The organism is Paracoccus sp. 08, from assembly GCF_024105395.1.
GTDB classification, from domain to species: domain Bacteria; phylum Pseudomonadota; class Alphaproteobacteria; order Rhodobacterales; family Rhodobacteraceae; genus Paracoccus; species Paracoccus marcusii.
Map to the genome: position 1 here is coordinate 1 of NZ_WEKR01000073.1, position 14,161 is coordinate 14,161.

The window sequence follows — 14,161 nt, forward strand, 5'->3', positions numbered from 1 at the left end:
CCGGAACAATTCATGAAGCCGTCGTTTCGCACCGTATTGGCATGACGTCGCCCATTCTGGTTTGACCCGCACAACGGACTTTGACGCCCGGTTTTTTGTCCCTGGCGTTGATGTGAGTAAGGTTGTGCGGGTTGATGTTTCCGGGTGAGCGGGGCGCTTGGCGTCAGGCGGGACACGGTGGTTCGAGGGCGCGGAATAGCAGAGTGAGAAGCTTCCTGCGCGGACAGCAGGTCGGAAGCGTGATGACGATCCGGGTCTTCTTTTCGACGATTGTCGCGGCCAGCTTGAGCAGATGCAGGCGTAATGTGTCGAACTGGGCGTGCCGCCACGGGGAGCGCTTCGGGCAAGCCGCGCGGAGCCTCCACCAGATCCAGTAGGCACACCCGTGCAGCATCAGCCGCATCTGATTGGCATTCGCCTTCGAGCATGAGGTCCGGTCCGCGGCGAGATGGGTCTTCCAGGCCTTGATGTGGTTCTCGGCCTGGCCGCGCGCAGAATAGAGCTTCTCGTAAAGATGCTTGCCGCGCCCGCCCTCGAGATTGGTCACGATATAGCGGGTGTCCCGTCCGCGGAAGCTGACCTCGACCCGGGCGATGACGCGGCGTGGCTTCGACCAGGACCTGGCCGCATAGGAGAAGGTCTTGAACCGGCGCAGCTTTTGTCCGGGACTGCGGGCGTAGCGCTCGGCCGTGGACGCCTCGAGCGGCAGGACCTGTGCCGCCAGCCGTGTATTCTTCGAAAGTCCGAAGACATAGAGCAGGCCGATCCGGTCACAGAGATCGAGAACCTGCGGGGTGCAGTAATGGCTGTCGGCTCGCAGCAGGATCTCGGTTTCGGGCCAGAAGCGCCGGATCTGCCGGATCAGCCGACGGATATGGGCCGCGATTTCGGCTCCTTTTGGGCGTCGGGCGGGACGCAGCAGGGCCCCGACCAGCCGTCCATCGCCGTCAAACACGACAATGGGCTGGAAGCCATATTCATCGTAATAGGAATTGAACAGGCGAAGCTGCTGATGGCCGTAGGCAGCATCGAAGGTGTCGTCGATGTCCAGCACGATCTGCCGGGGCGCCCGGGGGAAGGACTGGCAGTAGAACCGGACCATCTCCCGACCCATGCGGAGCAGGGTCCGGAGGTCGGGGAGGTTTTCCATCCGCGAGATGGTGGGCTGCGAGCACAGAGCCGCCCCGCTTTCCGGAGCGCGTTCCAGGGCAAGCTTGAAGCTCGGATCATGGCGCAGATCGGCGGCATCATTGGCATCCTCATAGCCCGCCGCAATCATCAGGATCCGGAACCGGATGATGTCTTCGAGACTGTGCTGCACCTTGCCCGGAGCACGCGGGTCTTCCATACAGGAAGCAAGCCAACCTGCCAGACCTTCACGGCGCTCGATCTCTCGCAACAGCATCAGCCCGGCATCCGAACTCATCCTGGCACCGTCAAATCCGAGCAGGACCTGCTTGCCATCGACCGGTGACAAACACAGACGAGAGGGTGTAGAAACATCCATGGTGAGGCGCGGCATCCTGATAAACTGCGGTTTTTGGCGTAGGAACCATAAAACTACAGTTCTTCAAGTGGTTAAGCCAGCCTCACCAACCCCTCACGAATAATCCGGGTTAAACGGATTAACCTGTGTCCTCAAAATCATCGGCCACAGGGGAGGGAAAACCGGCTGGCCCCCGGATGGCGGCCAGCGGCATGTCGCGGTCGATCAGCGTGACGCTGAGAGGATGAAGATCAAGTGACATAGCTCAAGGAACAATACGTGAACATATGGCATAGTTCCTGCACCCCCCTGGTCGTCGAGGACTCCCGACCAAGTTTCGGCAGAAAGGTGGGGATAAGCGCTTATGCAAATGGGAAAACCATCCAGGGGCATCTATCCATAAATAAAGAAATCTGTTTATCAAGACATACAGGCGGGTGAGGGCAAGCTGCTATGGCTGAGGATGCGAGTGACGATGACCTCGACGCGCTTGTGAGTTTGAACTTCAAGATCACAGAGCGAGAGCGTCGTGCCTTTAAGGTCTGGTGTGCCTCAAAGGGGCTGACGCAGGTAGAATCCTTCAAGCAGGGCTTTAAGTTATTGAAAGAAAAGGGAGAGGCGCGCTGATGAATACCGGACCGACCACAACACAGATTGCGTCTCTTTACGACAGTTGCACTCCTCGCGCAGACATCATCAAGGGGACCTTCAACCCGGAGCTGTTCACCGCAAGCCTGAACCAGGTGATGGACAGCTATGCGGGGCAGAAGGTCGCTGAGACCCCGTACACAGACGCGGGCGTCTTCTTCGGGGAGGCGACCTATCCCACGAGCGGAATGCGCGACCTCCTGTCAACCGTCCTGCTACGGATTTCAGGGGACACGACGGCAAGCGCAATCACGCGCCTCGAGACAGGTTTCGGAGGCGGAAAGACCCACTCTCTAATCGGCCTTGTTCATTGTGCCAAGCGCGGCACCGATATTCGTGACCTGGTCAATTCCCTGTTCCCTGGTCTCCCGCTCCCCGCGCCCGGAACGGTGGACGTCGTCGCGATCGCTGGGGACGTCTTGTCCGTGAACAAGCCCTCCGGCGCCGCACTCATCCCCCACACGCTCTGGGGAGAGTTGGCGATGCAGGTCGGCGGGGAAGCGCTCTATCGGACCTTGGAGGGGGACGTCACATCGGTGGCGGCACCGGGGAAAGACTTTTTCAAGCGGGTCCTTGACGGGCGCAAAGTGGTCATCCTCATAGACGAACTTGCGCAGTATGTTGCCCGGTTCGAGGCGGCACACCCGGGGAAGGGGGCGACACAGGTCGCCGCCTTCCTGATGTCCCTGTCGACCTTCGCCCGGTCCGCATCTGGGATCGCGGTCGTCATCTCCCTTGCCAGTTCGTCGGACGCGTTCGCTCGACAGAGCGAGAGCCTGGGTTCCGAACTCACCCGGATCACCGGGTCGGAAGTTGCCCCGGAGGAGGCCGCTCAGCGTGCCGCACGCGCCGTTGGGGAGACGGAAAGCGTGGTCGCCCGCGATGCCCTCCCGATCAAGCCGGTGCCGCAGAGCGAACTCGCCCGCGTCCTTGCCCGCCGCCTTTTTTCCCGGATTGACCCGGAAACCGCGAAACGGGCGGCGGAGGCCTATACAGCGCTTTACGCCAGCTCCCCGGCTGACCTCCCATCGGAGGCGAAGCAGACCGACTATGCCGACCGGATCCGGGCAAGCTACCCGTTTCACCCGACCTTCCTGCGCTTCCTGAACGAGAAGCTCGCCTCGATCGAGACATTCCAAGGGACTCGCGGGGTCCTGCGGGTCATGACCCTCGCAATCCGTCTCCTCTGGGAGAAGCGTCCCTATGCGCCGATGATCCATGTCGGGCACCTGGATTTCTCGGACCGGCTGATGGCGGACGAGATCGTGGGAAGCCGCCTGAAGGCCGGGGATATGCAGATCGTCCTGAACACGGACGTGGGCGGGCCGCAGTCGGATGCGCTCGCGTCGAACCGGAGCCGCGCTCAGATGCGAGACGCCGCCAACCCGCTCCCGTCCGGGGTCCCGTACCACGAGATGACCTGGCGCGTCGTGCTGGTGAACAGCTTGGTCGGCCGGGCCGGCGGGGTGTCCAGCAACCTGTTTGGGATTAACGAGGCCGATGCCCTCCTGTCGGTTCTGATGCCTGGCCTCCCGGCCACCGCCGTGAAGACTGCCCTCGAGGCGGTCCAGAAGCACGCCTATTACCTCCGGGAGGACGGGGGGAAGTTCTTCGCGAACACGGACCCGACCATCAACCGGGCCCTCAGCGACATCCGGGAGGGGGTGAAACGGGATGACGCATTGCGGCTCATTCTGGAGGCATCCCGCAAGGTGATCACGAACCAGAACGGGATATTCGAAGTTCGGGAGGACGTGACGGCACCTCAGGACATGGCGGATTCGCCCCGGCGCCCCTCTATTGGGATCGTGCGGGTCGACGCCCCGCGCATCATGATCGACGATTTCATCCAGACGGTCGGGAACGGGCAGCCCCGGATCTCGCAGAACCATGTAGCGCTCCTGATCCCGAACACGGTAGCGACGGACCGGGACAGTGACGGGATGTTCGCCGACCAGAGGGCGCAACAGAGCCTGGACCGGCTCATCGAATTGGCACGGGACGTTCGGGCGATGGAGAAGCTCGCGGCGGATCCCGGCGCATATGGGCTGACGCTCAAGCAGCTTGATGACGATTTTCAGGGTCGGCGAGCTCGGGCCCGTAACGACCTGAATGTCGCTGTTAGCAGGAGCTACACCCGCCTGGTTTATCCCGGGTCTGACGGGATCGCGGTTCGGGAGATCCGAGTGGCGGGCGGGGAAGGAGGTGCCCCGGTCGCCGAGCAGGTCAAGGAGATCCTGCGCAAGGACGGGGAGGTGATCGAGACGGATCGCGCCGCCACCATGGAAATCACCCGCGGCCTGTCGCAACTCTTTTTTGGTCTGGGGAGCCACACGCCGACAGTGGATGAGATCCGGAACTCCTTCGCGCAGCAGCGGCGTTGGCCGATCCTGGAGAATCCGAACGTTTTGAACCGGGTCATCTCGGCGGGGGTGGAGCGGGGGGTCTGGTGCCTGTTCCGGTTCACAGACGCGAAGAGCGACCGGCCCGACCAGATCTATGACGCGCAGAACCAAGTCCCGCTGAATGCAGACCTCTCTGCAGACGGCTGGTCCATCATCCAAGTCCCGAAAGCTCGGGCGCGGGGCTGGATCAAGGGGGAGAAGCCGTCAGAGGACAAAATCCGCGAATGGTCCGCCGAGGTGGCGCGCCAGTCGGCGGAAGCCCGCGTTTCTGACATTATCGCGAAGGTTCGGGAGAAGTCAGAGGCCGTGTCGGATGCTGACGTCCTGAACGTGATCCCGAAGGTGATCGCGCAGGACCGCTACCTCGTTCACGGTGGAGAGCCGGAGCAGCAGGCAAAGCCTGACGACCTCCGCGAGGGGGTCGAGGCGACCATTCGCCCGCCCCGTCCCCATGACGTCCTGATCGCACGGGCGGAGGCCGCGCGGCGCGGGTGGCTCGCGACCGCGCCGAAAAGCCTCCTGATCGAGGAGGAGGGGAATGCACAGAATGTCCTGCTCCCGCTGGTGAAGCGGCTCGGCCGCATCGCATCCGCAGGGACCAAATCCACGGTGGATGACCTCCGGATCCAGGCCCTGACGGTCCCGGGCGGCGCCTCGATCGATGTCAAGATCTCCGGGGCCACCCCGGAGGGCCTGAAAGCGCTCGATGAGCTGTTCGAGACGCTCATGACGGTCGGCCGAGTCACGGAGGACACCTTCGCGTCCATCGAGATCGAACATCCGGATGAGGAGTGCGCCCTGGTGGCGGAACTCAAGAAAGGCGCTGAATGACCGCCAAGAAGGGTCGTCCGCACCGGCATGCGGAACTCTATAAGGCGCTCCACGAAGGGGCTCTCTCCGCGGCACCCTTCGCGTTGCGGATCACGCGGCACAACGACGTGCCGCCCCCGGTCCTCGTAATCAAGGAGCGCCGGGCCCGTGACGGGGATGATGGGGATGCGCGGACCGGACAGCTCCAGGACCGGGGGCGCCTGCACGGGGACAGCCTTCGCCGCCTCATGCCGGTTGTCCGGGCGATCGCATCGCGGGCCCGCAACGAACATGACGTCCCCCTGGAGGTCGACGCCTTCCTTTCCGAGGAGGGGATGCGCACGCAGCGCACCCTCGTTCTCGATGAAGAGGCCGGGGCGAAGCTCGGGATCATTTTCAAGCTTCAGGAGCGGCTGATCGATCTTGATCGAGGGGAACTCTTGTCACGGCGAGTCGCGACCTTTTCGCGGGAGGAGGCCGTCTATTGGTTCTCCCGCATCACACACTATGGGCCGGTCGCCAACCGGTGGGCCGTGTCCGGACTGCGGGTAATGCTGTGTGGGCAGGGGAAGGGACCGGACGCTGAGGTCGAATCCATGCTCACCAGCCTGCGCGCGCGCCAATAATAGGGAAAGAGGGAATGGTATGAAGGATCTTTCGAACGATCTGCGTCTCATGGAGAGCGGATTTCCGTGCCACCAGGTGGGCGCGGAAACCCAGCGGGAACGCGGGTCCAGCTCGGCCCTTCCGCCACTCTACTTCCTCCACGTTTGGTGGGCGCGCCGTCCCCTGATCCCGTCCCGGGCCGCCATTCAGGCGTCCCTCCTCGGGTCTAATGCCGATCCGGATGCATTTGTCCGGGACCTCGGGATCTTGAAGAAGGTCGCAATCGCCGGCGATCAGGAGTGGACCCTCGTCGGGAAGCCACTCGCGCATGTGCGCCGGACCGCTTCAGGCGAGTCCCTTCTCCTCGACGAGAAGGGGATGAAGTTCCTTGAGGCGGAGGTAGATCGGCGCGCGCGCAATCGGGACACCATCGACCGCCTGACCTCCTACGACCCGTCCTTCTCCCGCGACCCGGTCGTGACCCGCTGGGAAAGGGATTCCACCGCGTTTCGGCTCCCGCTCCCGGCGAAAGGCACCCGGCTCCGCGTCGAGGAGCGCGCGGCCGACCCGGCGCATGTCAATGACCGCGTCGCCTTCGCCAAGCTCGACCGGGTGAAGCAGGCTCTTGGGGAGACCATCCGGTGGGACCCGGAGGACCTCTACGCTTACGACCGGGCTTACGCGAACTCCCCCGAGTATCGGCCGACCGGATTGACGGTTCTGGACGCGACTGCCGGGGGAGGCAGCATCCCGTTCGAGGCGCTGCGCCTCGGCCACACCGTGATCGCCAACGAACTGAACCCGGTGGCGACGACGATCCTGCATGCGACCCTCGACTTCCCGGCGCGGTTTGGCCCAGAGCTGCTGGAAGACATTCAGCAGTGGGGTGACCGGCTCGTTTCCGAGGTCGAGGCGGAGATGCGCGACATCACCCCCCGCTCCCCGTTGCCGGAGGCGGAGCGTCAGAAGCTGGAACGGGTCGTGCACGGTGATCAGGAGCTGATGCGCGTCTACGGCCAGAAGGAGCATGACCAGAACGGTATCCTCTACTGCCGGATGGTTAAATGCCCGTCCTGTGGGGGAGACGCCCCCCTCCTGAACAGCCTTTGGCTGTCGAAGGCGGCGGGGGACATGTGGGGCGTGAAAGTCGTTCCTCAGACAGATAAGACCGTCACCTTCGAGGTCTACGAAGCGCCGGGTGGACGCGGCCCCAACGGTGAGAACCCAGATGACGCAACAGTATCCCGAGGGGTTGGGCAGTGCGCTCATTGTCGCCAGGCAATCTCCGGGGATGAGATCAAGGCGCAAGCGCGTGGCGAAAGTCGCCACGGAACCTGGTGGGATCACGTTTATGCAGTTCACGCAGCCCGTATCGAGCCTAAAATGGACGCCCGGGGACGGCTACAAAGATACGCGTCGGGTGAACGAAAAGGCGAGATCAAAACGGGGAAGGTGAAGTTTTTCCGGGCTCCGACTGCCGAAGATCAGACAGCCTTGATCGAAGCCAAACGCCGCCTTGATGAGAACTGGGCTCGTTGGGAGCGTGATGACCTAATCCCAACAGAAGCATTTCCTGAGGGAAATGACATGCGCCCGGTGACCTACGGGATGCCGAGGTGGTGTGACATGTTCACATCGCGCCAGCTTCTCGGCCACCTGACGCTGGTGGAGCTGTTCCGAGAGCTGCAGCCGGAGATCCGGGCCGCGCTCGGGGAGGCGCGCGGGAACGCCGTCATTACCTACCTCCAGTTCATGGTGGACAAGTTCGTCGACTATAACAGCCGCCAGACCCGGTGGATTCCCCAGAGAACATCGGTTTCTGGAACTTTCAGCCGACATGACTTTTCGCTCAAGTGGACTTTTGGGGAGATGCCCTATGCCGGACCAGCCAGCGGTTTGCGATGGGCGCTGTCTCAGGTGATGGACGCGTACAAGGGAATCGCAGAACTCGCGCTGTCGGTCCATCAGGCGACGGGCCAGAACCTTCCGCTTACGATCCTGAATGGGTCCGCGGGCAACATGCCCCAAGTCAAAGTCGGATCCGTTGATCTGGTCTGCTTTGACCCACCCTATTACGATAACGTCCAGTACGGGGAGCTGTCTGACTTCTACTACGTTTGGCAAAAGCGCGGGCTCCGCGACATCTTCCCGGGCCTGTTCTCCCGCCGTCACGTGAACAAGACGGAAGAGGCGGTCGCCAACCCATCCCGTGACGGGTCGGCCGCGAACGCTAAAGCAGCTTATGAGCGGATGATGGGTGAGATTTTCGCCGAGTGCCGCCGGGTCCTCAGTGATGACGGCGTCATGACACTGATGTTCACTCACAAGAAGCAGGAGGCGTGGGAGACCCTAACTCGGTCGCTGATCGAGTCCGGCTGGGTCATCACCGCCTGCATGCCGGTGGAATCCGAGTTCGGCTACTCCACACATCAAATGAACTTAGCCGCTGCCGCATCGACCATCTTCATCACCTGCCGCAAGCGGATCGATGAGGACGCGGAACCAGCCGCCTGGCAGGGGATCGGCGGAACAGGGGTCGCGGCGCGGATCCGCACGGCAGTCCGGGACGGCTTAGCCGAATTCGACCGTCTGAAGCTCAGCCCGGTTGATGAGATGATCGCCAGCTTCGGGCGGGCGCTTCAGGTCCTTTCCGAACGCTGGCCTGTGTATGACGGGGATGAGGTGGTCTCGCCCGTTCAGGCGATGACCGCCGCCAGCGCCGTCGTGGCCGCCCACCAGATCACCCGGATCACCGAGGGGCGCCTCACGGTCGAGGAGCTGGACACGGAGACAGGCGTGGCGCTCACCATCCTCGGCGCTTTTGGCACGGGCGAATTCGCCTTCGATGACGCGCGTAACCTCGCGAACGCCCTGAACGTCGCAATCGAGGGAAAGAGCGGGAACTATACTGTCGCCGATCGCCGGGTAGGTCTTGCGACCCAACAGCCTGGGTCGGTCTATGCCGCCCCCCTCGTGAAGTCCGGCTCGAAGGTGCGCCTCGCGACCCCCGAGGAGCGTGCCGCGGCGCGCCTTGAAAAGCCCCAGACCGCATGGGACCGGCTCCACGGGCTAATCGCCGCCTATCGGCAGGGGGAGGATGTTCTGGTCCGGGCGTATTTCGAGAAACACTGTCTGCCGCAGGCGCAGCTCCTGCGTGACCTGCTTGAGGTGTACCGGGCCGAGATCGGGGATGAGCGGCTCCAGAAGGAAGTTGACTGGGTGCGCTTCGCCCTTGAGAGCTTCGGGAGCGCGCAGTGACAGAAACGGCCGGCGTGAACGAGACGTCGGCGTCCTTTCGGGACGTTGATTGGCGGGACGAGTATCGGACCTCCGAGATCCGGCCCGGCGAGCCCGCGACCGACATTCTGAGGGAGTTCTACATCCCGGCCCTGGAGCGGTCGGTCCGGTATGACCGGGTAGCCGGGTATTTTCGATCTTCGTCCTTGGCAGCCGCATCTCAGGGGTTTACGGCCTTTGCCCGAAAAGGGGCAAAAGCGCGGTTCCTTGTCGGCTGCGACCTTGACGCGGAGGACGTGAAGGCGGCGCTGAGGGGGGCGGATGAAGCGCTCGTCGCACATCTAACGGCCGCCCTTGAGAACAACGGGACTTGGAGCGCGGAGACGGTTCGAGGCGTCGACCTCTTTGCCTATCTGGTGTCAGTTGGGGGGCTGCAGGTCAAGGTTGCCTTCCGGGTCCATAAGGAGACCGGGGACCCGCTCTCTGTTGAGTCGACCGCTGACGGGTACGTCCATGAGAAATGGGCCGTGTTCGTTGACGCCGAAGGAAACGCGATCCGGATCGATGGGTCCCTGAACGAGTCGAAGACGGCCCTGTCGATCAATGCCGAGAACGTCCTGCTCCACTGCTCCTGGTGGGGTGAGCGGAGCCACCGCCAGACTGAAAAGGCGCTCAAGGATTTCGAACACCTGTGGCATCACGGGAGCGAAGGGATCCGGGTGATGGCGCTTCCGGAGGCGGTTCAGGCACGACTTGTCCGGATGGGCCGGGACGTGATCGAGCCGAGGGAGATCGACGGCACGGAGCCGGCTCTGCCCACCAAGGACCCGGAGAGCCCGTTCGCCGCGCTCGCTCCGGTCGACTATCTCCGGTGGCGTCTCATCAAGGATGGGCCGCGTCTGCCTGGTGGTCGGTTCGTCGGGATCGAGACCGCCCCGGTCGTTCCTTGGCCTCATCAGGCCTTCGTCGCCCGCCGCCTCGTCACCTCCTGGCCCCACAGCTTCCTTATGTGCGACGAGGTGGGGCTCGGGAAGACGATCGAGGCGGGCTTGGCGATCCGGTCACTGACACTATCCGGGATCGCCTCGCGGGTGCTGATCGCCTCCCCCGCTTCGCTGACACGACAGTGGCAGCGTGAGATGAAGTCAAAGTTCCTGCTCGATTTCGCTCGGACCGCCCCGGGGGCCCGAGTGAGCCATGAGCGCCTGAACGTGGATTTGACCCCGTACCAGGTTTCCGAGGGTGGCCTTCTCGCCCCGGATCTAGTCATAGCCTCGACCGGCCTGTTGACGCACCGAACGCGTCGCAGCGAGGTCATGGGCGCCAAAGGGTGGGATATCGCTCTCGTGGACGAGGCGCATTACGCCCGCGCCGTTAACCGTCAGAACCAGCTCTACGCCCTTGTGGATGAGGTGATCCGCCCGAAAACCAGCGCCCTTCTCCTCGCAACCGCGACCCCGATGCAGCTCGCGATGCAGGAGGCATTTGACCTGATGCGGCTGACCGGGCGGGTCGGCAGCTTCGGGCTCGATGACGACGTCTCTCGGCAGTACTACGAGGCGGTTCAGGAGTTCGTACGGGTCCGGGGCCGGATCTCCGAGGCAACGCTGGAGTTCCTGCGCCGGGCCGTTCTCGAGATCAAGCTGCTCGATCCGGAGTACTGGACGTTCATAATGAGCGCTTACCGGTCGCCAGCGGATCAGCGGACCGTGGCCCGTTGGGTGGAGGATGCGCGCCCGTTTCCAGCCGGGGACTGGCGACTTATCGCCCGGGTGCTGCGCGCGGCCGCGCCCCTTTCGCGCGTCATGCTGCGTCACACCCGTGACCTGCTACGTCTCTATCGCGACAGCGGCAAGCTGAACGCGAACCTAGCCGAACGACACGTGCGCCCTCTCGACCCGATTAACTTCTCCACGACAGAGCGGCGGGTCTATGACGCGCTCGAGGCGTATTGCCGGGACTTGGACACGCGGGTGCGTGCCTCTTCCCGACAGGAGGACCAGCGCCGTGTCGCCTCCGTCGGCTTCTATCTGAGCTTCCTGCGGCTCCGGTTTGCCTCCAGCCTCCACGCGATCCGAAAGACGCTGGAACGGCGCACGGAGAAGGTAACCGCGACCCTCCGGGCCCATCAGCACGCCGGGTTCAACCCGACCGACGAAGAGCTGGAAGAGGCGGTTTTCGAGGGGGATGAGGAGGGAGACGAGATCGCAGTCGAGGCCCTTCTGGACGGGCGCACGGACTCCGACCTCCGTTGGGAGCAAGAGGCGCTCCGGGGTCTCCTGGATCGCCTGGTCGAATTGGTCGGGGTCCCGTCCAAGCTAGACCGGCTCCTGGCTGAGCTAAACGCACGGCGGCAGGGGAGCCGGATCCGGCAGACGGTTGTGTTCACCCGGTTCAAGGACACCCTTGATCATTTGGTTGAGGAACTCAGGTCTCGAATGCCGAGCGCATTGGTAGGGACCTTTTCCGGGGCCGGTGGCAGCCGTTACGACCCCGCCGCGGGTAAAATGGTCACCACTACGCGCCTCGAGATAACCCAGAGTTTCGTTCGGGGAGACATTGACGTCTTGCTCTGCACGGACGCTGCGGCTGAGGGGCTGAACCTCCAGACGGCGGACCTGCTGATAAACTTCGACCTCCCTTGGAACCCGGCGAAGGTGGAGCAGCGGATTGGCCGGATCGACCGCATAGGCCAGAAATTTCAGGAGATTTTCGTCGCGAACTATGCTTATGCGGGTTCAGCGGAGGAGCGGGTTTACGGGCGTCTCCTCTCTCGTCTCGCCGAAGCGGGCCTCATCGTCGGTCCTCAGCAGATCGCCCTCATCCCGGTTACCGAGGCGGATTTCCGGGCGCTCGAAAACCCGAATGTGTCGGCGGAGGAGCTGCGGCGGATCGAAACGGAGGCGGCCGAACGCCTCCGGCAGTCCAAGGCGGCTGCTGAAGCACTAGAAATCCCGTCGAAGGAGTTGCAGGAGTTTTACCGGGCTTGGGAGCGGTCCAGAGATTTCGCCACCCCGGTGACATTGGCGGACCTCGAGGCCGGGCTGTCCTCCCTCGCAAACGCGGCCCCAAACCTCCTGTCTCTGACCGAGCATCCGGGTATATTCGCCTTACGGTACGAGGACGGGCGGGTCTCCTACCTCACCGCGTCACGGGACCTCTTTGATCGCCCCCCCCTTGAGGTCCGGACCGGCCTAGAGTTCGCCTCCTATGGCGCCCCCGCGTTCGACCGGCTTTTGGAGCTGATCCCGGATCTGGATGCCTCCTGGATGAGGCGCGTCAGTGTCACGGGCTTGATCGGAGATAACCGGGTCGAGCGGGTCGGCTTCTCTGTAGCCACCCAAACCGGTCCGGTGAGCGTGGTGCGCGTGTCGGACCTGCGCGGGATCAAAATCGACTCAGACGCTGCCATCGGAGACGCCGATGGGCATCGGGTCGAGGCCAAGCTCGCCCCCGCCCTCACAGCTGAGATCCACGCTGTCGCGAAAGGGGTTGAGGACGTCGACGCGAACAAGAGGGCCTCTGCAGAGCAGCTGGTCCTGTCCCATGAAATCGCGGCCGCCTACATGGAGACCGCGAGCGGCGCGAATGACGCTGATGACCTGCACCGGCGTCTGCGGGACGAACTGATCCCGAACAAGCCCCACGGGCTCCTGGTCCGCATGCGGCCGGCCCGTCTCGCGCACCGGACCCCGATGCTGTCGGAGACTTCCTTTCGCGGCATTCTGGGGGAAGAGGCTAACGTCCACATCTCCCTTCCGCAGTTGAAAGGGGCCGAGATCAAAATTGACGCGGTGATCAGGGAGATGCGGCGCCAAGGGGAGGAGATGTACCGGGAGGAGGCCGTGACACGGCTGAGGCGTAAGATCAGTCGATACTAGCACAATGACGCATCCTTTCCGCTTTCTAATCAAGATGACAGCGGCCGATGGGGAACATATCTTCGCCGTAGTGGTGCAGCTTGACATGATGGCTGCGGCATAGCCACCGCACGCTTAGGGGTTCATCGTATCGGTCGTGATGGGCATCGACCTTTGCAGCCCCGCAGACCTCGCAACCCTGCTTTTCCAGAGCGCCCGAGGCAAGCGCCCGCTGAACCGCGAGATGAGCCTGATACTTTAGCAGGTTTGTGCGGCGCCAGTTCGTCTGGCGGGTCTCGCTTTTCAGCGACGGTGGCCGTGGGGGCTTTGGGTCATCCACCATCAGGCCGCCGCCTGCCGGCCCAGGGTGCGATAGACGGTTGGCCGCGAGATCGAGAACAGCTCCGCCAAGTCACTGATGGAATAGTCGCCGGTGTCATACATGCGCCGCAGCTCCTGTTGCTGGCGCTCGGACAGTTTGGGCTTCTTGCCCCGCAGCTTGCCCTTGGCGCGTGCCACGGCCATGCCCTCGCGGGTCCGCATGCGGATCAGGTCGGCCTCGAACTCGGCAAAGGTCGCCAGGATGTTGAAAAACAGCTTGCCCATTGGGTCGGTCGGATCATGGATTGAGGTGCCAAGCTGAAGCTTGATCCCGCGCGTGGCCAGGTTGTCGGCAATGTCTCGGGCATCTGGGACAGAACGCGCCAGCCGATCCAGCTTCGGCACAACCAGCGTGTCACCTTCCCGCAAAGCTGCAAGCGCCTGATCGAGACCAGGGCGGGCGCGGTTCGTGCCGGTAAAGCCGTGGTCGGTGTAGATGCGATCGGAGGCAACCCCGAAACTGGCAAGGATACCCTTCTGCGCAGCAAGGTCTTGTTTGTCGGTGGAACAGCGGGCGTAGCCGATCAAAATCTGTGTCATGCTCTGATCTGTAACAGTAGACGCCCCTTCATTGCAAAAAATATCGGACCATTCATCTGAGATTTCGCGCTGCCAGCGTTTGCTGGCCTTCAACGGGCCTGTTCAGGGGCAACCTGTCCGTCCCTTCAACGATCCTCTTACGGACATCGATGAGACAGGCGCCTGTCCGATCCTTCTGCAGCTGCCCT

The 14,161-nt window shown here is 63.1% G+C and carries 7 protein-coding genes; 5 read left to right on the forward strand and 2 right to left on the reverse strand.

Translation table 11 applies throughout. The features are described 5' to 3' along the window. Positions 1-163 precede the first annotated feature (163 nt). Complete coding sequence (locus tag GBO37_RS19515; RefSeq protein WP_252930561.1) at positions 164-1,507, reverse strand: IS1380 family transposase; 1,344 nt, start codon at positions 1,505-1,507, stop codon at positions 164-166. Between the two features lie 432 nt (positions 1,508-1,939). On the opposite strand from GBO37_RS19515, the gene GBO37_RS19520 reads away from it, so the two are divergent. From GBO37_RS19520 to GBO37_RS19540, 5 genes are read left to right on the forward strand one after another with little or no spacing between them, the layout of a single operon-like run. Then, positions 1,940-2,113, forward strand: a complete 174-nt coding sequence (locus GBO37_RS19520; protein WP_252930532.1) for a hypothetical protein — start codon at positions 1,940-1,942, stop codon at positions 2,111-2,113. Continuing rightward, positions 2,113-5,370, forward strand: a complete 3,258-nt coding sequence (locus GBO37_RS19525; protein ID WP_252930533.1) for an ATP-binding protein — start codon at positions 2,113-2,115, stop codon at positions 5,368-5,370. Before GBO37_RS19520 ends, GBO37_RS19525 begins: the two co-directional genes overlap by 1 nt. Then, a complete protein-coding gene (locus GBO37_RS19530; protein ID WP_252930534.1) occupies positions 5,367-5,975 on the forward strand; it encodes a hypothetical protein in 609 nt (202 codons plus the stop codon). Before GBO37_RS19525 ends, GBO37_RS19530 begins: the two co-directional genes overlap by 4 nt. A gap of 19 nt (positions 5,976-5,994) precedes the next feature. Beyond that, positions 5,995-9,213 (forward strand): DUF1156 domain-containing protein, encoded by a 3,219-nt coding sequence (locus tag GBO37_RS19535; protein WP_252930535.1) that lies wholly within the window; start codon positions 5,995-5,997, stop codon positions 9,211-9,213. A gap of 14 nt (positions 9,214-9,227) precedes the next feature. Further along, on the forward strand, positions 9,228-13,073 hold the full coding sequence (locus tag GBO37_RS19540; RefSeq protein WP_252930536.1) for a helicase-related protein: 3,846 nt from the start codon (positions 9,228-9,230) through the stop codon (positions 13,071-13,073). 321 nt (positions 13,074-13,394) lie between these two features. On the opposite strand, the gene GBO37_RS19545 is transcribed toward GBO37_RS19540, so the two are convergent. Further along, positions 13,395-13,973: a recombinase family protein gene (locus tag GBO37_RS19545; protein WP_371927650.1), complete on the reverse strand. Its 579-nt coding sequence runs from the start codon at positions 13,971-13,973 to the stop codon at positions 13,395-13,397. Positions 13,974-14,161 lie beyond the last annotated feature (188 nt).